General features: G+C 66.3%; 20 protein-coding genes. 4 read left to right on the top strand and 16 right to left on the bottom strand.

Going from position 1 to position 21,058, the window contains the following annotated elements:
* Positions 1-556: 556 nt before the first annotated feature.
* Both ABQY64_RS03880 and ABQY64_RS03875 read right to left on the bottom strand, forming a co-directional pair.
* Complete coding sequence (locus ABQY64_RS03880; protein WP_039530872.1) at positions 557-973, bottom strand: VanZ family protein; 417 nt, start codon at positions 971-973, stop codon at positions 557-559.
* The gene (locus tag ABQY64_RS03875; protein WP_024939666.1) at positions 961-2,214 is read right to left on the bottom strand and encodes a class I SAM-dependent methyltransferase; all 1,254 of its coding nucleotides are present in this window, start codon (positions 2,212-2,214) and stop codon (positions 961-963) included. Before ABQY64_RS03875 ends, ABQY64_RS03880 begins: the two co-directional genes overlap by 13 nt.
* Here ABQY64_RS03875 and ABQY64_RS03870 point away from each other — a divergent pair.
* Entirely contained in the window at positions 2,213-2,950 is a 738-nt protein-coding gene (locus tag ABQY64_RS03870) for a pteridine reductase (RefSeq protein WP_167704780.1), read from the top strand. The two genes, ABQY64_RS03875 and ABQY64_RS03870, sit on opposite strands and share 2 nt — an antisense overlap.
* Before the next feature lie 12 nt (positions 2,951-2,962).
* Here ABQY64_RS03870 and folK read toward each other — a convergent pair whose 3' ends face one another.
* From folK to ABQY64_RS03845, 5 genes are all read right to left on the bottom strand, one after another.
* Positions 2,963-3,475 carry a 2-amino-4-hydroxy-6-hydroxymethyldihydropteridine diphosphokinase gene (gene folK, locus ABQY64_RS03865; protein WP_016900856.1) on the bottom strand — a complete coding sequence of 171 codons (513 nt, stop codon included), beginning with the start codon at positions 3,473-3,475 and terminating at the stop codon, positions 2,963-2,965.
* Between the two features lie 92 nt (positions 3,476-3,567).
* Positions 3,568-5,070 (bottom strand): hybrid sensor histidine kinase/response regulator, encoded by a 1,503-nt coding sequence (locus ABQY64_RS03860; protein WP_039523449.1) that lies wholly within the window; start codon positions 5,068-5,070, stop codon positions 3,568-3,570.
* A 3-nt stretch (positions 5,071-5,073) separates the two neighbouring features.
* A complete protein-coding gene (locus tag ABQY64_RS03855) occupies positions 5,074-5,514 on the bottom strand; it encodes a response regulator (protein WP_016900854.1) in 441 nt (146 codons plus the stop codon).
* Positions 5,511-7,322, bottom strand: coding sequence for an ATP-binding protein (locus ABQY64_RS03850; protein WP_104571559.1), 1,812 nt, complete (start codon positions 7,320-7,322; stop codon positions 5,511-5,513). Before ABQY64_RS03850 ends, ABQY64_RS03855 begins: the two co-directional genes overlap by 4 nt.
* Positions 7,323-7,609: 287 nt before the next feature.
* On the bottom strand, positions 7,610-7,984 hold the full coding sequence (locus ABQY64_RS03845; RefSeq protein ID WP_047126056.1) for a BON domain-containing protein: 375 nt from the start codon (positions 7,982-7,984) through the stop codon (positions 7,610-7,612).
* Positions 7,985-8,134: 150 nt separating this feature from the next.
* On the opposite strand from ABQY64_RS03845, the gene ABQY64_RS03840 reads away from it, so the two are divergent.
* Positions 8,135-9,202 carry an oxidoreductase gene (locus ABQY64_RS03840; RefSeq protein WP_104571560.1) on the top strand — a complete coding sequence of 356 codons (1,068 nt, stop codon included), beginning with the start codon at positions 8,135-8,137 and terminating at the stop codon, positions 9,200-9,202.
* Between the two features lie 204 nt (positions 9,203-9,406).
* On the opposite strand, the gene gnd is transcribed toward ABQY64_RS03840, so the two are convergent.
* The 8 genes from gnd to ABQY64_RS03800 form a co-directional block, all read right to left on the bottom strand.
* Positions 9,407-10,348, bottom strand: a complete 942-nt coding sequence (gene gnd / locus ABQY64_RS03835) for a phosphogluconate dehydrogenase (NAD(+)-dependent, decarboxylating) (RefSeq protein ID WP_039514966.1) — start codon at positions 10,346-10,348, stop codon at positions 9,407-9,409.
* Between the two features lie 20 nt (positions 10,349-10,368).
* Positions 10,369-11,778, bottom strand: coding sequence for a hypothetical protein (locus tag ABQY64_RS03830; RefSeq protein ID WP_374151340.1), 1,410 nt, complete (start codon positions 11,776-11,778; stop codon positions 10,369-10,371).
* A gap of 96 nt (positions 11,779-11,874) precedes the next feature.
* Positions 11,875-12,255 (bottom strand): glycine zipper 2TM domain-containing protein, encoded by a 381-nt coding sequence (locus ABQY64_RS03825; RefSeq protein ID WP_026063982.1) that lies wholly within the window; start codon positions 12,253-12,255, stop codon positions 11,875-11,877.
* Between the two features lie 120 nt (positions 12,256-12,375).
* A complete protein-coding gene (locus ABQY64_RS03820) occupies positions 12,376-13,167 on the bottom strand; it encodes a DUF2242 domain-containing protein (RefSeq protein WP_349780754.1) in 792 nt (263 codons plus the stop codon).
* A 73-nt stretch (positions 13,168-13,240) separates the two neighbouring features.
* Entirely contained in the window at positions 13,241-14,305 is a 1,065-nt protein-coding gene (locus tag ABQY64_RS03815; RefSeq protein ID WP_349780755.1) for a DNA methyltransferase, read from the bottom strand.
* Positions 14,298-15,398 carry a hypothetical protein gene (locus ABQY64_RS03810; protein WP_349780756.1) on the bottom strand — a complete coding sequence of 367 codons (1,101 nt, stop codon included), beginning with the start codon at positions 15,396-15,398 and terminating at the stop codon, positions 14,298-14,300. The genes ABQY64_RS03815 and ABQY64_RS03810 overlap by 8 nt, the downstream gene beginning before the upstream one ends.
* Positions 15,399-15,420: 22 nt before the next feature.
* Complete coding sequence (locus tag ABQY64_RS03805; protein ID WP_349780757.1) at positions 15,421-16,824, bottom strand: nicotinate phosphoribosyltransferase; 1,404 nt, start codon at positions 16,822-16,824, stop codon at positions 15,421-15,423.
* Between the two features lie 125 nt (positions 16,825-16,949).
* Entirely contained in the window at positions 16,950-18,005 is a 1,056-nt protein-coding gene (locus tag ABQY64_RS03800; RefSeq protein WP_349780758.1) for a bifunctional nicotinamide-nucleotide adenylyltransferase/Nudix hydroxylase, read from the bottom strand.
* A gap of 163 nt (positions 18,006-18,168) precedes the next feature.
* Here ABQY64_RS03800 and ABQY64_RS03795 point away from each other — a divergent pair, with 163 nt between their 5' ends.
* A complete protein-coding gene (locus ABQY64_RS03795) occupies positions 18,169-19,035 on the top strand; it encodes an endonuclease/exonuclease/phosphatase family protein (protein WP_349780759.1) in 867 nt (288 codons plus the stop codon).
* Positions 19,036-19,089: 54 nt separating this feature from the next.
* On the opposite strand, the gene ABQY64_RS03790 is transcribed toward ABQY64_RS03795, so the two are convergent.
* Positions 19,090-19,974, bottom strand: a complete 885-nt coding sequence (locus ABQY64_RS03790; protein ID WP_349780760.1) for a LysR substrate-binding domain-containing protein — start codon at positions 19,972-19,974, stop codon at positions 19,090-19,092.
* 176 nt (positions 19,975-20,150) lie between these two features.
* Here ABQY64_RS03790 and ABQY64_RS03785 point away from each other — a divergent pair, with 176 nt between their 5' ends.
* Positions 20,151-20,894, top strand: a complete 744-nt coding sequence (locus tag ABQY64_RS03785; protein WP_349780761.1) for a sulfite exporter TauE/SafE family protein — start codon at positions 20,151-20,153, stop codon at positions 20,892-20,894.
* The last annotated feature ends 164 nt before the right edge of the window (positions 20,895-21,058 follow it).

Here is a 21,058-nt window from a genome sequence, read left to right as displayed (position 1 = left end):
CACCGACCACCTCGACTGGTCCTTGCCCACTCACCGTCGCGGGACCTTACGCGGCATGGATGCCGCGTAAGAGCCTACATGGACGTACTTGCGGCGTGTCCTGCGATGGTGGGCTGGCAAGGGCCCTGCAGCAAACTCACAGCGTCGAGAACACCGCACCAGAGAGTTTGCTCACTGCTTTACTGAGAGCTATGCGCACCGACCATCTCGACTGGTCCTTGCCCGCTCACCGTCGCGGGACCTTACGCGGCAAGGATGCCGCGTAAGAGCCTACAAGGACGTACTTGCGGCGTGTCCCGCGATGGTGGGCGGGCAAGGACCCTGCAGCAAACTCACAGCGTCAGGAACACCGCACCAGAGATTTTGTTGGCTGTTTTTATTGAGAGCCACGCGCACCGACCATCTCGACGGGTCCTTGCCCGCCCACCGTCGCGGGACCTTACGCGGCATGGATGCCGCGTAAGAGCCTACAAGGACGTACTTGCGGCGTGTCCTGCGATGGTGGGCGGGCAAGGGCCCTGCAACCAAACCGCAGATCAATAGCTCTACAACAAATCTACCCGCGCGCCCCAAATATGCGCCTGTCCATCCCCAACATCACCAACCGCAGTGGCGTCCACGCCAGGCACAGGCCGGCGAGGATGCCCAACGTGTCGGCCAGCGCATCGTACGGATCCGCGCTGCGGTTGGTGGTCAGTGCGCCTTGCGCGATCTCGATGCCGATCCCCAGCAGCACCAATCCGAACGCCGCAGACAACAGCGCGCGGCGTGTGGCGAACAGCTGCACCGCCCCCCAGCACAACAGCGCGAACGTCAAAAAATGCTCGGCCTTGTCGCTGTTGGACGGCAGTTCCGGAAACTCTGGCGGTGGCCCCATGCATACCGCAATCACCACCAGGATTGCGGTGATCCACAGGCCGACCCACAACCGCGGCCGCTGGAATGGACGCAGCGCCGGGCTCACAACCGCCATGTGAGATCGCCCGCCAGAAATGCCGGCGCAAAATCGACGTCGCGCGCAAAACCCATCACCTGGAAGCGCTCGCCCATTTCGCTGGGCAAGGTCAGCCGCTTGATCTGCTCACGCAGCCGCATGCGCCCTACCTCGTCGGTGCGCGTGTCGGCCTGCGCCAGCAACGCATCCAGGCCGTTGCCGAGCAGAAAGCTCGCTTGCGTGCAGTAGCCGGCCAGTTCGAAACCGGCTCCGGTGCCGGCTTCGGCCAACGCAGTGAAGTCCACCGACGCAGTCAGATCCTGCAGGCCCGGCCAGCGATACAAATCCTCATGCATGCGATGGCGATAGAACGCGCGCAGGGTGCCGTCTTCGCGCTGCGCACGATAGAACTCGCCACGCGGGTAACCGTAATCGACGAACAACATCGCGCCGCGCTTCAGACCGCCGGCCACCGCCTGGATCCAGTAAGGCAACTGCGGCAGTAACTCGGAGCGATAACCATCGGCGAAGGGCTGCTCCAGATAACGCTCCAGATGCCGCACCGCCGCGCCCAGCAAGGCATCGGCCGGCTGCTCGCCGCGCGCGAATTGCTGCTGCGCATCCAGCACCACGGTTTCCTCATACACCTCGCCATCGCGCAGCGTGAAGCGCGGCGTGGGCAATGCGTCGATCACTTCGTTGGCGAACAGCACCCCGTCCCAATCGTCCGGGAACGGCCCGTCCAGCCACTCGACCAGATCGAAGACCGGCGGGATCAGGCTGCGTCCCAGCCGCTCGCGCTGACGCTCGCGCAGGTCGGCGCTGGGCTCCAGGATCGCGTAACGCTCCGGCAGCGCATCCAGCTCGAGCAGGCGCTTGAGCGTGACTTCGGCAAAGGCACCGCTGCCGCCGCCCACTTCCAGCACGCGCGCCTGCGGCCCGAGCTGCTGCAGCACCGGTGCCAGCGCACCGGACACGGTGGCCGCGAACAACGGCCCCAGCTCCGGTGCGGTGACGAAATCGCCAGCCTCGCCGAACTTGCTGGAGCCGGCGCTGTAATAGCCCAGACCCGGCGCGTACAACGCCAGCTCCATGAAACGCGAGAACGGAATCGCACCACCGGCGGCGGCGATCTCGGCGCGCAGATGCGCGGCCAGCCGGTCGCTATGCGCCAGGGCGTCCGGATCGGGAGTAGGAAGGTCGGCGTGCATGCGGGCACCGGTTGCGGGGACAATGCACAGGATAGCCGAGCCCTTTGCAACGCCGAGCGAGTACGCCATGACAGACAGTTCCAAGGTGGTGTTGATCACCGGTGCAGGTCGCCGGATTGGCGCGCAGATCGCCACCACGCTGCATGCGGCCGGCTACCGCGTTGCCCTGCATGCGCACCGCTCCGGCGAGGCGCTCGGCGCGCGCGTAGCGGAGCTGTGCGCCCTGCGCGCCGGCAGCGCGCAGGCCTTGCACGCCGATCTGCGCTTGCCGGAGGCGCCGGCACAGCTGGTCGCCGACTGCATCGCCGCGTTCGGCCGCCTGGATGGCGTGGTCAACAATGCCTCCGCGTTCTACCCCACCGCGCTCGGCGCAGCGACAGCCGCGCAATGGGACGAGTTGTTCGCAGTCAATGCACGCGCGCCGTTCTTCATCGCCCAGGCTGCCGCCGCGCAGCTGCGCCATCATCGCGGTGCCATCGTCAACATCACCGACCTGCACGCGCAGCAGCCGATGCGCAATCACCCGCTGTACGGCGCGTCCAAGAGTGCGCTGGAAATGCTGACCCGCTCGCTCGCCCTGGAACTGGCACCGGAGGTGCGCGTCAACGCGGTCGCGCCCGGCGCGATCCTGTGGCCGGAGGAAGGCAAATCCGCAGCGGCCAGGCAGGCGCTGCTCGCACGCACGCCATTGGAACGCATCGGCACGCCCGAGGAAATCGCCGAGGCAGTGCGCTGGCTGCTGGACGACGCCGGCTTCGTCACCGGCCACACCCTGCATGTGGACGGCGGCCGCCAGCTCAGTTGAGCTGCAACGGCGCTAGCGCGCCACATCCAGCGCCGGGGCCGCGTCCAGCGCCACCGTCGTGAACGCGATGCCGTGCTGCGGATGCGCCTGCCACAGCGCGGCCAGGGTCTGCCCACTCAGCGGATCGACAAAGTCGGGAGCGATATCGGCCAGCGGCTTCAACACGAAGGCATGCTTGAGCTCAGGCCGCGGGATGCGCAGATGCCCGGGGCCTTCGATGATGCAATCGCCGAAGAACACCACATCCACATCCAGGGTGCGGTCGCTGAAACGCGGGCCGCTGCGATCGCGGCCGTGCGCATCTTCCAGCGCATGCAGCCAGTGGTCCAGCGCAGCCAGGTCCATGTCCGTGTCCAGCGCCACGGCGTTGTTGACGAAGTCCGGCCCGTCGAAGCCCACCGCCGGCGTGCGATACGCCGGCGAGACGGCAAGCTGGCCGAAGCGTGCGCGCAAGGCGTCGACGGCCAGGCGCAGGTAGTGGGTCGGCTGGACGTTGCTGCCGAGGCTGAGAAGCACGGTGGTCATGCGTTATTCGCGCATGCGGCCAGCGTGGGCGTCAACTGTTGCAATCGTGCCGCATCTGAGCCTGCCCGCCCGCAGCGCGCCAGATACTGGCCTCAGGCCACTTCCAGCGCATGCGCCACCGCGCGGAACACCCGGCGCATTTCCAGCGGTTTGCGCAGCACATGCACCGGGATATCCGGCGGGAAGTGCGAACGTTGCAGCGGCGCGCCGACATCTTCGAGCACGATCGCCGGGCCGTGATAGCCCAGCTCCTGCATGCTCAACAACACGCTCACCGCCGAGAGCTGGATGATGTCGCTGTCGATGATCACCAGGTCCGGCATCGCGTGCTGCTGCACCAGTTGCAGTGCCGCTGCGCCGTCGGTGGCCAACTGCGGTTGATAGCCCTGGCTGGACAAGGCATTGCCCAGCAGCGACAGACGCGTGGCCTCGCCATCCACCAGCAGGATGCGCTGCCCATGCCCCAAGGCCAGCGGCGGCTCGGTGTCGGCAATCGTCACCGCGGCCGCACGCATCGGCACGATCATGTCGAACCGCGTGCCCTCGCCCAGGCGGCTGTCGACCACGATGCTGCCGCCGTAGCTTTCGACGATGCGCTTGCAGGAAATCAGCCCCAGGCCGGTGCCATCGGCCTTGGTGGTGAAGAACGGACTGAACAGGCGTGCGCGGGTGTCCTCGCTCATGCCCACGCCGGTGTCGGCCACGCTCATGCGCACACGCGTGCCGTCGTGGCGATCGGCCGACAGGGTCAGCATCCCGCCGCCCGGCATCGCCTGGATCGCGTTCAAGCCCAGGTTGAGCAGGCACTGCTGCAACTCGGTGTAGTTGGCCTCGATGGTCAGATCCAGCGGGATCGTGTCCATCTGCAGGCGCACGCCGTCGGGCAGGCTGCTCTTGAGCAACATCTGCACGGCCTGGAACAGGCTGGCGATCGACACCTGCTCGCGCGGCTTGTTGGAGCCACGCACGAACGAAAGCATCGACTCGGCCATCTCATGCCCGCGCCGGCCGCACTCGGCCACCACGTTGGCCAGCTGGCGCAGCTGCGGATCATCGGTGCGTCCGGCCAGCAGGTCGGGCACGATCAGCAACGGCTGCAGGATGTTGCGCAGGTCGTGGCTCAACCCGGCCGCCAGCATCGCCAGGCTTTCCAGCCGCTGCGCGCGCATCAGCTCGCTCTCCACGCGCTGGCGTTCCAGGTCGGCGCGCGCCTCGCGGATCGCGCGGATCACCGCGCTCGGCAGGCGGGTCGGGTTGTGCTTGATGATGTAGTCGTTGGCGCCGTCCTGCAGCGCCTTGACCGCGGTCTCCTCACCCATGGTGCCGGAGACAAAAATGAAGGGCGTGGCGCCGTTCTGGCGCACCAGGCGCAGCGCCTGATGGCCGGAAAAACCGGGCATGCTCAGATCCGACAGCACGATGTCCGGCTGGAATTCATCCAGTGCGGCACGCAGCGACGGCTCGCTGTCCACCCGCTCGAACGCCGCATCCAGCCCGGCATCGAGCAGTTGATCGGACAGCAGCTCGGCGTCTTCCGGTGAATCTTCCACCAGAAGGATCTTCAGCTGCTCCAGTTTGCCCCCCTCTTGCAGCATGGGTCAGTCCAGCTCCGGTGCCTGATTGATGACCGCCCAGAAGGTGCCGAGCGTCTTGACTGCGTTGAAGAACTGATCCACGTCCACCGGCTTGACCACATAGGCATTCACGCCCAGGTCCCAGCTGCGGGCCAGGTCGCTCTCTTCGCGCGAGGACGACAGGATCACCACCGGCAGGCGCTTGAGCGACTCCTCGCTGCGGATCTGCTTGAGCACTTCCAGCCCGTCCAGGCGCGGCATCTTGATGTCCAGCAGCAACACCGCCGGCAGGCCTTCCTCGCGATCGGCGAAGATGCCCCGACGCAACAGATAGTCCATGGTCTCCACGCCGTCCTCGACGTGCACGATGGGATTGGCCAGGCGGGCTTCGCGCAGGGCGTCGACGGCCATTTCCGCATCGGCCGGGCTGTCTTCTGCCAGAAGAATGGTACGGATGGCGGTCATACATTGAACTCTTGGTTGGGCGCTTCAAGCGCAGGTGGAAGCACAAAATAGAACGTGGCGCCTTCGTCGACCGCGCCTTCGGCCCAGACCCGGCCGCCGTGGCGCGTCAGCACGCGCCGCACGCTGGCCAGGCCGATACCGGTCCCGGGATATTCGCTGGCCTTGTGCAGGCGCTGGAACACGCCGAACAACTTGGCGCTGTATTCCATGTCGAAGCCGGCGCCGTTGTCGCGCACGCTGAACTGGTGGCCGCCGTCGGCCATCGGCGTATAGGTGACCTCGATCCTGGCCACCTCGCGCTTGGTGCTGTATTTCACCGCATTGCCGAGCAGGTTCATCCACAGCTGGCGCATCATGTTCTCGTCGGCCACCAGCACCGGCAACGGCGCGATATGCCAGTCCACACGGTGGCCGGTGTTCTCGCTCTGCACGTTGGAATCCAGGATCGCGCGGGTTTCCGACACCAGCGACTGCATGTCCACCGCCTGCAACCGCAGCGCGCTGCGGCCCAGGCGCGAGTACACCAGCAGATCGTCGATCAGCGACGCCATGCGCCGCGCCGAGCTGCTGATCACTTCCATGTAGTGACGCGATTTTTCGTCCGCCGCATCGCCCAGGTGGCGCGCCAACTTGTCGGAGAATCCGGCCACATGGCGCAGCGGCGCGCGCAGGTCGTGCGAGACCGAATAACTGAAGGCTTCCAGTTCACGATTGACCTCCGACACCTGCTCCACCTTGCCTTCCATCTGCCGGTTGAGCTCCTGGATGCGCAGCTGCGAGGCCTTCTGCAGGCTGATGTCGCTGACCGTCATCAGCACCACGTCTTCGTCGCTGGTATCCGGCAGCGGCATGCGCCGCGCGTTGATCAACATGGTGCGCAGCACGCCATCGGCGGCGCGCTGCTCGTGTTCGTAGTCCCACAACTCGCGGCCGCGCAGCAACACGTCGGCCAGCCGCTGATGGATCTGCGCATCGCGCCAGACGCCATCGCCCACGTCCTCCAGCGGCATCGATTCGTTGCCGCGCTCGTCCAGCCCGTACAACTCGGCAAACGCCGGGTTGTGCAGCAGGATGCGCTGGCCGGAATCCAGCAGCACGATCGGCTCGCGCACGGTCTGCAGCACCGACGACGCGCGGCCGTTGGCGCGCAGGTATTCCTGTTCGGCCGCCAGGCGGCGACGGATCTGCCGCTGCAGCAACCAGGTCACCGTGCCCAGCAGCAGCAACTGCACCACCAGCGTGCCCCAGCTCAACACCGCGTAATGCGTGCGTTCGGTGTCGGCGCGCGCACTGCGCAACTCCAGCAGCTTGCCCTCGGCGTCCTGCAACTCGTCGATCAGCACGCGGATCGGGTTGTTCAGGGTCATGTCGTTGATCAGCAGACGGATCTGCTCCGGCGCGGTGGTCACCGCAATCCGCTCGGCCAGCAACAGGCGCCGTTCGATGGTGCTCTGGATGCGCCCCATCCGCACCTGCTGTGCGGGGTTGTCCTTGGTCAGCACGATCAGCCGCTGCACCGCGGCCAGCGACTCGCGCCGGCCGCGCCGCATGCGCTCCAGCAGGGCCGGGCGCTGCACGCCGTGCGAGCGCATCAAGGCTGCCGATTCGGTGTCGCGCATCGCCGCTTCCAGGCGCTGGGCGGTCTCCTGCACTTCCTGGCTATGCGATACCCACACCGCGGCCTGGTTGGCGTTGTGCGCCATCTGCTGCAGCAGCAACGACGGCACCACCACAATCAGGAACACGGCAACTGCCAGTAACGGCAGGCGCCAGCGATCCCATCTGTCTTCTTGGACCGTTGTCTGCATTGCTAGGTCGGTATCCGCTCGCTGCCAGGGCCCCGAAGGCAAGTCGGCATTGTCTCCGATCAGGCCCAGGATGAGATTAACGATTCAGCCTGATCACTCCCACGGCGACATAGCTGAATGGGCATATCATAAGTGCAGTAAACGTGAAAATGGTGCGAGCGCTTCACCGCCTGTCGGCTTGCCTGAGGCCGCGCACCGGCAACAAAAAAGGCGCACTCCATGGAGTGCGCCTTGTGCTCGGTTCAGCCGCCTCGCCTCGGCTGCCCCGGCATTCGCTACCGCTGCAATTACATCTTTGCAGCAACGACCTTCAGGCCGGTGGACTTGACGCTCTTGACGCCTTCGATGCCCTTGGCAACTGCCACGGCCTTGTCGTGCTCGGCCTTGGTAGCAACCGTGCCGGTCAGGGTGACGATGCCGTTCTTGGTCTCGACCTTGACGTCGGTGCCCGACACATTGTCGGTCGCCAGCAGATCGGCCTTCACCTTGGTGGTGATCCAGGTGTCGGTCACCGGCTTCTTGGATTCGTTGATGTTGTCGGCAGCGTGATCCTTGTGCGCAGCGTGCTCCTGCGGCGCAGCGAATGCCTGCGAGGCACCCAACGTCAGACCGAGCGACAGCGACAGGGCCAGCAACTTGCGTGCATGTGTGATGTTCTTCATCGGATGTACCCTCCTGTGAATGTGGCGGCAGTCTGCAGTGGCGCTCGTCGTGCACACGTGACTGCCGGATGCAGGGGTTGTGAACCCGGCGCACACGGGTGGGTGCAATACCATGCAGGCCTCCTCCGTCGTTGCGATGAACCGTTTTCAATGCCTAAACCGTTCAATCTGGCCGTCGTCGGCTATGGCTATGTCGGCCGCACCTTCCATGCCCCGCTGATCGCGGGCACCCCGGGCCTGGCCCTGCACAGCGTGGTGTCCTCAAAGCCGCAGCAGGTACAGGCCGACTTTCCCGATGTCGCCGTGCTGGCCGATCTGGAAACGGCACTGGCCGATCCGGCACTGGATGCGGTGGTGCTGGCCACCCCCAACCAGACCCACGCACCGTACGCGTTGCAGGCCCTGGCCGCCGGCAAGCATGTGCTGGTGGACAAACCTTTTGCACTGGACGCCGCGCAGGCGCGCGAAGTGGTGGCTGCTGCCGCTGCGGCCGGGCGCATCGTCAGCGTGTTCCAGAACCGGCGCTGGGATGCGGACTTTCTCACCGTGCGCCGGCTGATCGACGAAGGCCAGTTGGGCGAGGTGGTGGAATTCCATTCGCATTTCGACCGCTTCCGGCCGCAGGTGCGCGACCGCTGGCGCGAAAGCGACATCCCCGGCGCCGGTCTCTGGTACGACCTGGGGCCACATCTGCTCGATCAGGCGCTGCAGTTGTTCGGCACGCCGCAGGCGATCGGCGCGGACCTGCAGCGCCAGCGCAGCCAGGCGCGCAGCGATGACTATTTCCACGTCACCCTGCGTTACCCGCGGCTGCGCGTGATCCTGCATGCCGGCTCGCTGGTGGCCGACAGCGGCCTGCGCTTTGCCGTGCATGGCACCCGTGGCAGTTACCTCAAGCACGGGCTGGATACCCAGGAAGACCAGCTACGCGCCGGACGCCGCCCCGGTACCGCCGGTTGGGGCGTGGACCCGCTTCCGGGCACGCTGACCCGCGTGGACGACGAAGGCCGCGTGCACACCCACCAACCCGATACCGCGCCGGGCGACTACCGCCAGTGCTACGCCGCATTTCGCGATGCCCTGGCAGGGGCCGGCCCGGCACCGGTCAGCGGTGCCGACGCGGTGCAGGTGATGGAGCTGCTGGAGCTGGCGCAACGCAGCGCCGCCTCGGGCCAGGTGCAATGGTTGGAAGGCGCAAGCGCGGCTTCGCGCGATTGATGCACGGCAGGGCGCCGGTGCAGGCGCCCAGCCGATATTGGGCATCGGCATGGCGCGCTCGCGTCCTGCGCTGCCACGTGCGGGCACCGCGTCAATGCGCACTGCACTCAGTCAGCGCGCACGCCGGCAGTCGCCCGACATAGACGCAATGGAACAGACTGCCCTGCGCGCCCGCCATGCAGGCGCGCAGGCGTCGGAGATCGCTCAGACGTCCTTGCTGCCGATCGTCGGCGCAGCTTCCGTGGTGGTCTTGACCGCATGACCACCGAACTGGTTGCGCATTGCAGCCAGCAGCTTGTCGGTGAACGAATCCTTGTCGCGCGAGCGCAGCCGCTCCATCAGTGACAAGGTGATAATCGGCGCCGACACTTCCAGGTCGATCGCCTCTGCCACCGTCCAGCGCCCTTCGCCCGAATCGGCCACGAATGGAGCGATACCAGCCATGGTCGGATTGTGCGCCAGCGCATCGGCGGTGAGGTCCAGCAGCCACGAACGCACCACGCTGCCATCGCGCCAGATCTCGGCGACCTGGTGCAGATCCAGCGCAAAGTCGGTCTTGTGCTGCATCAGCGCGAAGCCCTCGGCATAAGCCTGCATCATTCCGTACTCGATGCCGTTGTGGACCATCTTGGTGAAGTGGCCGGCGCCGCTCGGGCCGACGCGGCCCCAGCCCTTGTCCGCTGCCGGCGCCAGCGTGGCCAGTACCGGATGCAGCGTGGTCACCGCCGCTTCGTCGCCGCCGACCATCAGGCTGTAGCCTTCCTGCAGTCCCCAGACGCCGCCGCTGGTGCCGCAATCGACAAAGGCGATCCCACTGGCATGCAGCAGCGCGGCGCGGCGTTGCGAATCCTTGTAATACGAATTGCCGCCGTCGATGACGATGTCGCCGGCCTGCAACAGCGGCAGCAGCTGCGCCAGGGTGTCGTCGACGATCTTGCCCGCCGGCACCATCAACCACACCACGCGCGGGCTCGGCAGCGCGGACACCAGTGCGGCCAGCGCATCGGCAGTGACAATGCCCTTGGCCTGTGCACTGCTACGCGCGCCTTCGCCCGGATCGTAGCCATGCACGCGGTGTCCGCCGTGCACCAGGCGCTCGGCCATGTTGGCGCCCATGCGGCCCAAACCCACCATACCCAGTTCCATAATCGCTCCTCATGATCTGATCAGTGCAGGGTGCCACGCCCGGCGTACGCTGGCGTGGCGGAATTCTCAATGGATTGTTCCGCCGCGGTGCCGGCGCCGCACTGTTGCAGCTGCCAGTCGATCCAACGCCAGTACAAGGTGCTGCGCAGATTGTGCAGGGTCAGGTCGATGGCGTACGGCGTGCGCGGATTGCGATCGAGCAGGCGCGCCACGTGGTACCCGATCGGCTTGATGCCCTTGGGATGCACGTAAACCAGAAAGCCCTGGTAGAACGGGTCATCCAACAGGCCTTGCAGCGCTTGCAGGCGTGCCTGCTGCTGCGGATCGAGCGTGGCGCGCAGCGCTGCATCGCGCTCGTACAGCAGCCGCTCGAAGCGACGTTTGCCCGGCCCGCGCAGTTCCCTGGCCAGCTCCCAGATCTGCCGGTTGAGCGCATCGTAGTGCGCAAAGCCGCCGTGCTGCGCCAGCGCCCGCGCCGCCGCATCGCTGACGTCCACCACCACGAAGTTTTCGGCCTGGTTGTGGATGTCGTCCAGAAACGACTTGTCGAACACATGCGCGATAAACCCCGGCGCGCCGACAAATGCCTGCCGCCCCAGCTGCGCGGTCCTGGCCGCCTTGCCGTCGGCGAAGAACTCGCCGGCATGCGCGCCCAGCAGGATGCTGTCGGTGTCGTGCAGGGTCAGAAACGTTCCGATCGACAACTCGCCCGAGGTGAATACCTGATCGAATCCGGCATCGCCATACAACTCGCGCTGGGTGGCCAGCTGTGCCACCTGCCGCCCCACCCCGCATTCGGAACGCACCTGGCCGCGATAGAACGCATCCAGCGCCTGTGCATTGCTGCCGCGCGGTTGATAGCCACGCCCGAAACTGCGAAAGCCGCTCCAGCCTTGCGAGGCCGCGCCACGCCAGCCGAACCCGATCCAGCCCAGCTGCAGTGCCGAAAACCGGTAGCCCGGGTTGTCCTGTAGCTGCGTGGTGGCACGCCGCGTCGCCGCACCGAGTTCGAACGCGTACGCGCATTGGGTGGCGCTGTCGTCCAGCAAGGCCTTGAGCGCGGCGCCGCGTTGCTGCGCGTTCCAGCTGGCCGGCAGCGTCAGCTGCAGATCGCCGGCCGCACGCGCCTGCGCAAGCGAACCGCGCGTACACGGCTCGCCGCGCTGGATCACCGGGGCACTCACCGCAGCGCTGCGAATATCCCAGCCCAGTCGCCGCAGCAAGGCATCGACGCAGTCCACAGACGCCTCGCGCGCCGTCTCACTCGGCGTGGCTGCGGCGGCCTGCAACAGCTGCACACCGAGCAACGCGGCCGCGCATAGACGCACGGCAACGCGGGAGCGCGATTCGGGCCGCGCAGATGCGGATGCAGACGCACGCTGCCTCAATCCCGTCCACAGCCGCAGGCGGGGCTTCTGGAACGCACTCATCGGTACAAGGTGATGTAGATCGGCAGCAAGGTGCTGCATCCTCAGATGTAGAAAGCCCCGGCAGGACCGGGGCTCGCAGGATTCACTGCATCAGGCTCAGCGGCGTTCGCAGACGCGCTCGACCTGACGGTTACCGTTGGCTTGCTGCCGGTTGCCCTGGATGGTGCGGCCCGCTGCACCGCCGGCAACTGCACCGGCCACGGTTGCCAGCTTCTTGCCATTGCCGCCGCCGACCTGGTTACCGAGCAGGCCACCGATGGCCGCGCCGGCAACCGTACCGCCGATGCGATTGGGATCGGTCGAGTTCTTCTGCACTTCGACATTGCGGCAGCGCACGCGCGTGCCATCGCCGAACTTGCGGCCTTCATCTGCTTCGGTATAGCGCTGCTGGTGCGAACGCGTTTGCGCCTGCGCCAGGGTGCTCGTCGCCATCAACGCGATCAGGGACATACCCACAAGGGAATTGCGCATCTTCATCGTCTGTCTCCATCTCGCCCCTTGGCGAGTCATGGTTCCACTTTCGCCACTTGGTCGAGAACGCAACGTGAAGCGTACAACCGGCTATTCAGGCTTTGGAGCAGAGCCTGAATCGCTCCGTCACGGCTGGGTTGCTGGCTCGGTCTGCGGCACCTTGGCTGGTGTCGGCGGCGGGTCCTGCGCCTCTACCGGCAACGGCGCCACTGGCGGCTGTTCGACAGGTGTTGCGACAGGTTGCGGCGCAGCTGTTGCTGGCGCGGCGGGAGCAGTGGCCGCCTCGCTGGCCTGAGCGGCCGCAGGCACCGGAGCCGGCGCTTGTGACATCGCGTGCGCCGGAGGCGGCGGTGGCGGAGCAGCAGTTGCAGCCGCAGGCACCGCTTCGGTGACCTTGGGCAGGTACGAATTCAGACGGTCGAAGAAGCGTTTGTAGAAGGCCGCGTCCTGCACTGTGGTGCTGGACACGCGCACCAGCGAATCGCCGCTGCTGCCGACCGGCAACGACAACGAACCAAGCACACCGACACCGACGCTGGCCGAGGTCGAACTCTTCTTCAGCGCGTAACGGTCCTGCAATGCGCTGACGAACACCTGCGCCTTGCCGCCGTCCTGCGTGGCGCAGGAAATGCGCAGATTGAGTTGTTCGCTCTGGTCGGCTTCCTTGAGCTGGAAGTTCTTGCTGCCTTCCACCGCAGCGGCATCGGCACGCGTCACCGCATAGCCCTGGCTCAACAACACCCGGCGCGCGGCTTCGCAGGCCTGCGGCGAGGTGGACGCGACACTGCGCGAGTAGGTGTCGTCGGAATTGAACGACTCGCGCATCAGCATGGTGTCGCCCTTGCTGCCGCCGCAGCCAGCCAGGGTTGCCAGCGCGCCAAGCAGGGCACCGCGCGCAATCAGGGAAGAACAAGACATGGAGACATTCCGGCATCCAAAACCGGCACAGAGCATAGCGGCAACCGGTGTGCGCGCGGCGTCGCGGGGCCGATCAGGGCAACGGCGGTTCATCCGCTGGCAGCTGCAGGTCCAGCTGCAGGCGGCTGCCGTCTGCGCCGATGCGCTCGGCGCGCAGATAGTGGTGTGCACGCACTGCCGCCAGCGCGACCGGCGCCCGGCATGGCTCGCCCCACAGGCTCAAGGCGAATCCCTGCGCCTGCAGCCAGGCGGTGAGGCGGTCCCAGAGCGGCTGCTCGGACTGCAGGATCAGGTCCAGATCCGCCGGCCCCTCCGGCACCGACTCGGGTGCCTGCAGCCAGCGCGCGTAGCTGCCGTGCACCTGCACCGGCAGGCCGTCTGCGCGTAGCGCCTGCAGCAGCAGCGCTGCCTGCTGCAGGTCCAACTGCGCACGGCAGTGCTGGAAGATCAGCGCGTACTCGTGGCTGCGATTGCTGTGCGTGCCTGCAGGCGCCAGCGCTGCGCCCGGCCGCCGGTAGCACAGCACCCGCTCCTGGCGCAGGGTGAACAGGCTGGCAAGGATCCGCCCCAGATCCCACGCCTGTGGAATCACCCGCCCGCCGACGACGACGTTTTCCGCCATCGCCACACCGAAGCCATCCACTCGCATCCGCTTGCGCAAGGCATGCAATACCGCCCGCATCCCGGACAGATAGCCTGCGTAATCGGCACTGGCATACAACTGCCCCGGCAATGCCGCACCGCGCCAGTGGCAACCGAAATACGGCACGTTGGTCAGGCACAGATCGACCGCCGCAGCGGGCGCGGTGTCGACCAGCGTGCCGACCACGACCGGCGCCTGCACGCCGTGCCGCTGCAGGCGCGTGCGTGCCAGGCGCGCACGTGCGGCATCGATCTCCATGCCATGCGCGCCACGCCCTTCCAGCGTCGCCGCCAGCAGCGTGCTGCCGAATCCACAGAACGGGTCGAACACCTGTGCACCCGGCACGCTGAAGTGCCGCACGAACGGGCGCATTTGATTCACCCAGCCGCAGTCGCGCCCGCCAAGCGGGTCGGCTGCGCGCAGATCTTCGGGCAATGCCCAGGACGGCTCATCCGGCGCCGGCGTCCACCAGCTGCGCTGATCGAGTTCATCCATCGGCCGGCTCCCACAGCACATCGGCATCCGGGTCCCAGCCCGCACACAGGCGGCCATTGGCGAAGAACACCAGCTTGTAGAGGTCGCCGGTGGCGTGGCGTGCGTGCATGGCCGCGTAGTCGGCGCTTTCGAACACCACTTCCAGGCCGTCTTCGCTGCGCATGCGCAGATTCCAGAAGTAATAACCCTCGGTCATGCCGTCGGCTTGCCAACGTGACCACCATGGCTGCTGCATGCAGTCCGCCAACAGGCTTTCCATGCCGATGCGATGCTGCGCGATATAGCGCCAGGTGCCATTGCTGCGGTACGCATCGTCCAGACGCGACAACTCGCGAAAGATCACCTGCGTGGCCCCACAGCGACGCGCCCACGCGATGTACTGCGCCACGCCATCGGCACAGTCCACGCCGCCCCGCTGCACGATGCAGACCAGCCGCACCGGCAGGCGCGCTGCGATGCGTTGCGCCGTCCGCGCGAAAATGGCCGCATCGGCAATGGGCTCGTCGGGTCGAAAGCGCATGATCGCGTCGTTGCCGGCCTGCAGCGGGTGGTGACGCGACAGCTCGATCCACGACAGGCCGAAGTCGACCAGGGCATCGAGCAACTGCGCCCCCTGCGCGCGCGCCAGGCCGGCGCCATTGCTGTACAGCACGCGCTGCTCCACGCACGGGCCGTCGGGCGTTGTCGCCAGGGTCTGCAGCAAGGTCTGCAACCAGTCCGGATCGTCGGTCATCTCCAGGCCGGACAAGGAATACGACAACGGCACCCCGTGCAGCAGCTGCAACGCAGCGCGCAATTGCGCAAAGTAGTCCGGCCCTGGCCGCAACATCGCTGCCGCCGGGCCACCACGGTGTTGACGCAGGTTTTCCGAACAGAAGCCGCAGCGCGCCGAACATGGCCGTACCGAGGCATACGGGGTCAAGGTGATCGGCAACGCTGCCCGATACGCGCGCTCGCCGATGCGCAATGCATGCCATCGGCTGCTCTCGTCCTGCTGCGGCACGCGCCGCCGCAGGCTGGGCGCGGCGGCGCGCAACCCGGCCAACAGCGGCGATGCAGACAGCAACGAGTCTTCGTCGAGGGAGGCGTGCATGCGGCTAGCCACGCGGCGAACGTCAGCGGCGCGCGGCGTCGGCACGTGCGCGCACCTGCTCCAGGGTCCACTCCTGCTGCATGACGCCGTTCTCCCACACCGTCACCAGCGCATCTTCGCTGTCGGCATGCGCGTCGACTTCATCCAGCAACGCACTGCGATAGCTGCCATCGGCACGGTCGCGCAGCAAGGTCAGCCGACCGCGCTTGCTCTGCTTGCCCTTGTCGGTGATCGGATCCTTGTAGACATCGATCCATTGCCCGTCCACGCGCACGGCCGAGCACTTCAACGCGAACTTCTGGGTGTCGCGGTCCACCTTCTGCAACAGCGCACCGCCCATGCCGAAGGCGACGTTGTCGGCGGCATAGCCGGCAGCGGTGATGCGTTCGAGAATCGCGCGCAGCGACTGCGGATTGATGCCATCGCCCTGGATCACCCGCACATGGTTGAGCACCTTGTAGCCCTTGCCGTTGCGCTGATGGCCGAATGCCTCGTCCAGCAGCAGCAGGCATTGCTCGACCACATCCACCGGGTCGCCCGAATCCGGACGGATCACCACCGTCGCACCGGAGGCGATCACCTCCTCGCGCAGTGTGGTGCCCCAATGCTCGCGGATCGCGCGGTAGATGTCGTAGCTGTCCGATACCACCGCCACCAGCGAACCGGGGCGCGCGAACTGCGCCAGCATGTTGCGGTACGCATCGGCCTCGCGCTCGCGGCCCCAGCTGGTGATGGTGCTGTGCTCGGCAGCGGGAATCGAATATCCGGCTACCGGCGTGTGGTAATGCGCACGCGCCAGCAGCAACGCCGACAAGGTATCGGTGCCGAGGAAGTTCACCAGATGCGCGGCACCGCCCAGCGCGGCCGAGCCAAGGCTGGACACCCCACGCGCGCCGAAGTCATGCAGCTTGAACGGCAACTGCCCTTCCGGATCGTCGCTGGTGCGCTGCAGGTAATCGCGTACCACCTGCTTCACCTGCCAGCTCACCGTTGCCACCGTCACCGGGTACCACACGCGCAACAGCAGCGTTTCCAGGTACGACGGCACCCAGAACGCCTTGGGATCGGTGGATTCGATCGTCATCAACACATTGTGCGTGGGCACGACCGTGCCTTCGGGCACGGCACGGATGCGGATCGGCAGTTGCCCGCCGAAGCGATCGACAATGTCGCGCCAGCCGGCCTCATTGAACGGCTCGCCATGCGCGGCCAGCAAGGCCTTCGCATCGTCGATGTCGGCGTGCGTCACCGGCCGGTTGATGGCCTCTTTCAGGATCGACTGCAGGCCGAAGAACACGGTCTGGTCGTAGACGCCACCACGCGATTCGACATAGAAAAACGCCGCATCAGTGCCGGGTGGATACTGCAGCCAATGGCTGGCCTTGTAGCTGTCGGTGTTGAGCAGCAGGTTATCGAGGTAATGCATGACGGAAGCTCCTTCGCGTCGAATGAACCAGCGGTCTGTCCGCCGGCGGAAGGCTACGGTTCAAGCCGATCCTGGATTGCGCGCGGACGCCTTGGGTGGATGACGGCACGCAATCCTTGCCGGCCTCAGCCGCGACCCAGGAAGAATTCGAGGATATGCAGATGATCTTCGTACAGGCGCGGGCCCATCGCCATGACTTCGGCAAGCGGGATCCAGCGCGCCTTGTCGGCATCGTCGCCACCGCGCACCGCGGGCAACTCACCGGCCGGAAATTCGAAATGGAATGCATGGGTGATGGTGCGCCCGCGCAGGCTGCGCTCGGGGTGGTCGAACACCTGGCGTCCACGCAATGAGCCCTTGAGCACCGGCACCGGCACTTTCAGCCGTGTTTCCTCGCGCAGTTCGCGCAGGCAGCCGTCCAGCAGACCTTCGTCCTGGCCGACGAAACCGCCCGGCAATGCCCACAAGCCCTTGCCCGGCTCGGCGCGACGACGCACCAGCAGCACGTGGCCTGAGTGCACCACCACCGCATCGGTGGTGACGAAGGTCGGCGGATACGGCGCATCCTTCCAGGCGGCGCGATATTGCTCGATGAAACGATATTCGGCCACCAGCTGCGCGTAGCTCGGCGAGTTGCGCCGGAACGCTTCCAGCATGTCGTACACCGGCGCCGGCACATTGCCGCGCAGCATCAGCAATCCACCGTGGAAGCCGATCTCGCCGGCCTCGAACAGATAGCGGCGCAACTCGGTGGCCGACAACGTGGCGGTATGTTGTACATCTTCCAGCTGCCACTGCGGGAACTCGCGCAGGTAATAGCTGCTGGCGTCCTTGTCCATGCCGATCAGGCCGATGCGTGCATCGAGCGTGCCGCCATCGGCCTGCACGGCCTCGGCGACCTGGCGCTGCACCTCGGCAATCCACAGGCTTTCGTTGTACAGATGGTCGCGCAACGGGCGCAGCATCAGCCGCTGGCTCTCGCCCGGCAACGCGGACTCGATCATCACCGCGCGTTCGGCAACGGTCCACGGATTACGAATGGTGCGGGGCGTTTCGGCGGAGCCGATCAACACGATGAGCTTGTTCGCCTTGCCCAGCGCGTAGCGGGCGACGGCGGCGTGGCCGTTATGAAAGGGCTCGAAACGCCCGATAAACACGAGATAGTCGTACTGCGGTGCCATGAGAATCCCTCACGGTTAAGTAGGCAGCCAGCGGTCTATCCGATGGCTTGGTGCAAATGCTACGCCGATGTGCGACGACGTCAAGCAGGCGCGGTATGTCGATGACATTTCGGTCATGCATGCCGATTAGACTCGCCGATTGGTCCTTGAGGAATTCGCCTGCATGTCACGCCTGTCCGTTCGCGCCATCTCACGTTCCCTGTTTGCGGCACTCGCGCTGCTGTGCATCGCCTTGCCTGCGTTGGCTGAACCTGCGCCCGCACCCTTGCGGGTGATGTCGTTCAATGTGCGCGTGCCGGTGGATACCGATGGCGACAAGCGCTGGAGCGTGCGCCGCACGGCGATGGTGGCCTTGATCGAACAAGCGCACCCGGACGTCTTTGGCACGCAAGAATTGGTGCAGGAGCAGGCGCAGTATCTGGCTGCGCAGTTGCCTGATTACCGCTGGTTCGGCAAGGGCCGCCGCGGCGACGACAGCGACGAACACATGGGCGTGTTCTACGACAGCCGCGCGGTGTCGGTGGTGGAATCGGGCGATTTCTGGCTGTCGGAAACGCCACAGGTTCCCGGCAGCAGCAGTTGGAACACCGACCTGCCGCGCATGGTGACCTGGGCCCTGTTCGAGCGCCGCAGCGACAAGCGCCGCTTTTATCTGCTCAACACGCACTTCGCCCACCGCGACCAGGACGAGGCCGCCCGCGAGCACAGCGCGCGCCTGATCCTGTCGCGCATCGCGACGCTGCCGGCCGACATTCCGGTGGTGCTGACCGGCGACTTCAACAGCGATCCTGACCAGGGCACCTACCGCGTCCTCACCGCCTCGCTTGGCGATGCACGCGCCCGTGCCCCCGAACCGCAAGGCCCGGAAAAAACCTTCCAGGACTTCACCACGCAGCCGACCCGTCGCATCGACTGGATCCTGTTCCGCGGCCTGACACCGACACGCTTTTCCACGCTGGATCAGCGTCCCGGCGGTGTAGTGCCGTCTGACCACTATCCGGTGCTGGCCGAATTCGCCTGGCCGCGTTGAGCGCGCCGGCGACGTGACGCTGTCACGGTGCCGGCCGCTCTGACGCTAAGCAGCTCAGTCGCGTTGCAGCCAATCCACCAGCGCTTGCAGCATGGTCGATGGCGCAGGCTCGCAACGCATCACGATCGAAAGTTGCCGCGGTGCCCAGGCTGCATCCAGGGGCACCGTGGCCAGCTGATCGCGCACGCATGAGCGTTGCACTGCGGCGTGCGGGAGAATCGCCACGCCCATGCCTTGCGCAAGCATGCGGCACAACACGTCGATGCCTTGTACCTTTGCACGCGTGCGCACCTGCACGCCGGCGCGGTTCATGTGCACGCGCAGATGCCGTTGCAAGGCGCTGTCGCCGGCCAGCCCCAGCGTGTCCATTCCCGCGAGCTCGCTCAATTGCAGCGTCGCGGCGCCGGCCAGTGGATGCGCCGCAGCCATCACCAGCACCAGCCGATCCTCGCGGAACGGCAGCACCTGCAGCCCACTGAGATCGGCATGACCTGCGACCACGGCGATGTCGGCGCGTTCCTCGCGCACCGCATCGGCAGCTTCGTCGCTGCCCTGCTCGGTCAACGCCAGATCCAGCTGCGGATGTCCGATGAGAAAATCCGCCAACCGTTCGGGCAGCCATGCCGACAGCGCCGCGGTATTGGCTGCCAGCCGCAACGTCACCTGGCCACCGCCACCATAGCCGCCCAGCTCCAGCTGCAGCGCCTCTGCCTGCCGCTGCAATTGCCGTGCGTGCCGGAGCAACACGCCACCGGCCGGAGTCAGGCTGACGCCGCGGCGCCCGCGTTCCAGCAGTACGGCGCCCACCTGCAGCTCCAGCGCACGAATCCGCGCACTGGCAGCGGCCAGCGACAACGCCGCGCGTTGTGCACCGGCAGTAATGCTGCCGGTCTCGACCACTGCGATGAACAACCGCAAATCGACAAATTCCAGATGCATGAGCGCTCCACAAGCACGTGCATGTCATCGACATGCGCTCGCCGCCGACAGGACAGGCCAGCCAAGCCAGGGGCCTCTGCACGCGCGGCATCCCGCCTTAGCCTTCGGCGCTGCCGAAGCCTGCATCAAACAATCACGCATTGTCTGCCGCGGAACAAGCCCGGATCCTGGGCTGCATGGAGACATTGCACACCCACTGGCATCTGATCGCAGGCGTCTTTTTACTGGCTGGCTGGGTCAAGGGCGTGGCCGGGATGGGCTTGCCGACCGTTGCGATGGGGCTGCTGGGTCTGTGGCTGACGCCTGCCGAGGCAGCGACCTTACTGGCTCTGCCTTCGCTTGTGACGAATCTGCATCAAGCCTGGGGACCGGACACCGCGACCCTGTTGCGACGTCTGTGGCCATTGCTGGCCGCCGTGACGCTGGGCACCTGGCTGAGTGCAGGGGTGCTGACAGGCGCCGACCCCAGCCTGGTCCGCGCCGGGTTGGGCGCGTTGCTGGCGCTGTACGCCTTGCTTGGGCTGGCCCGTCGGCACTGGACGATGCAGGCGCGCCACGAACCGTGGGCAGGACCACTGGCCGGGCTGGCCACCGGTCTGCTGAGTGGCGCCACCGGCGTGTTCGTGCTGCCATCACTGCCCTACCTCACCGCCCTGCAACTCCCGCGCGAGCTGTTGATCCGCTCCCTGGGCTGGTGTTTCGGCGTGGCGACGCTGGCGCTGGCCAGTGCCCTGGCCTGGCATGGCGCGCTACCCCGCGCGGCGATCGCTCCGTCGTTGTGGGCACTGCTACCCACCGCCGTCGGCATGTGGCTGGGTGCCTGGGTGCGCAACCGCATTTCTGCCGAGACGTTTCGGCGCTTCTTTTTCACCACCTTGCTGGTGCTCGGCCTGCAAGGTGTCTGGCAGGCCTTGGCGTAAGCCGCGTCAGGCGCAATGGAGCGTCGCACGGCTCACAGGCACGGCAGCTGGCAATCGATCGTCAGTCAAACCCGCGCGCGACGTCGTGCCGGACATGAAAGGGTCGGCCAATAAAAACGCCACCGCGATGCGGTGGCGTTTTCGTATTGCAAGCTGATCTTGTC

Source organism: Xanthomonas sp. WHRI 7065 (assembly GCF_040203115.2).
Taxonomy (GTDB): Bacteria; Pseudomonadota; Gammaproteobacteria; order Xanthomonadales; family Xanthomonadaceae; genus Xanthomonas; species Xanthomonas arboricola.
Note: the sequence above shows the minus strand (reverse complement) of the source record. Positions and strands in the feature narration are given on the sequence as shown.

Excerpts from the sequence above, each read along its gene's own strand:
- ABQY64_RS03880 (WP_039530872.1), bottom strand. The coding sequence starts at position 973 with ATGGCGGTTGTGAGCCCGGCGCTGCGTCCATTCCAGCGGCCGCGGTTG.
- ABQY64_RS03870 (WP_167704780.1), top strand. The coding sequence starts at position 2,213 with ATGACAGACAGTTCCAAGGTGGTGTTGATCACCGGTGCAGGTCGCCGG.
- ABQY64_RS03875 (WP_024939666.1), bottom strand. The coding sequence starts at position 2,214 with ATGGCGTACTCGCTCGGCGTTGCAAAGGGCTCGGCTATCCTGTGCATT.
- folK (WP_016900856.1), bottom strand. The coding sequence starts at position 3,475 with ATGACCACCGTGCTTCTCAGCCTCGGCAGCAACGTCCAGCCGACCCAC.
- ABQY64_RS03860 (WP_039523449.1), bottom strand. The coding sequence starts at position 5,070 with ATGCTGCAAGAGGGGGGCAAACTGGAGCAGCTGAAGATCCTTCTGGTG.
- ABQY64_RS03855 (WP_016900854.1), bottom strand. The coding sequence starts at position 5,514 with ATGACCGCCATCCGTACCATTCTTCTGGCAGAAGACAGCCCGGCCGAT.
- ABQY64_RS03850 (WP_104571559.1), bottom strand. The coding sequence starts at position 7,322 with ATGCAGACAACGGTCCAAGAAGACAGATGGGATCGCTGGCGCCTGCCG.
- ABQY64_RS03845 (WP_047126056.1), bottom strand. The coding sequence starts at position 7,984 with ATGAAGAACATCACACATGCACGCAAGTTGCTGGCCCTGTCGCTGTCG.
- ABQY64_RS03840 (WP_104571560.1), top strand. The coding sequence starts at position 8,135 with ATGCCTAAACCGTTCAATCTGGCCGTCGTCGGCTATGGCTATGTCGGC.
- gnd (WP_039514966.1), bottom strand. The coding sequence starts at position 10,348 with ATGGAACTGGGTATGGTGGGTTTGGGCCGCATGGGCGCCAACATGGCC.
- ABQY64_RS03830 (WP_374151340.1), bottom strand. The coding sequence starts at position 11,778 with ATGAGTGCGTTCCAGAAGCCCCGCCTGCGGCTGTGGACGGGATTGAGG.
- ABQY64_RS03825 (WP_026063982.1), bottom strand. The coding sequence starts at position 12,255 with ATGAAGATGCGCAATTCCCTTGTGGGTATGTCCCTGATCGCGTTGATG.
- ABQY64_RS03820 (WP_349780754.1), bottom strand. The coding sequence starts at position 13,167 with ATGTCTTGTTCTTCCCTGATTGCGCGCGGTGCCCTGCTTGGCGCGCTG.
- ABQY64_RS03815 (WP_349780755.1), bottom strand. The coding sequence starts at position 14,305 with ATGGATGAACTCGATCAGCGCAGCTGGTGGACGCCGGCGCCGGATGAG.
- ABQY64_RS03810 (WP_349780756.1), bottom strand. The coding sequence starts at position 15,398 with ATGCACGCCTCCCTCGACGAAGACTCGTTGCTGTCTGCATCGCCGCTG.
- ABQY64_RS03805 (WP_349780757.1), bottom strand. The coding sequence starts at position 16,824 with ATGCATTACCTCGATAACCTGCTGCTCAACACCGACAGCTACAAGGCC.
- ABQY64_RS03800 (WP_349780758.1), bottom strand. The coding sequence starts at position 18,005 with ATGGCACCGCAGTACGACTATCTCGTGTTTATCGGGCGTTTCGAGCCC.
- ABQY64_RS03795 (WP_349780759.1), top strand. The coding sequence starts at position 18,169 with ATGTCACGCCTGTCCGTTCGCGCCATCTCACGTTCCCTGTTTGCGGCA.
- ABQY64_RS03790 (WP_349780760.1), bottom strand. The coding sequence starts at position 19,974 with ATGCATCTGGAATTTGTCGATTTGCGGTTGTTCATCGCAGTGGTCGAG.
- ABQY64_RS03785 (WP_349780761.1), top strand. The coding sequence starts at position 20,151 with ATGGAGACATTGCACACCCACTGGCATCTGATCGCAGGCGTCTTTTTA.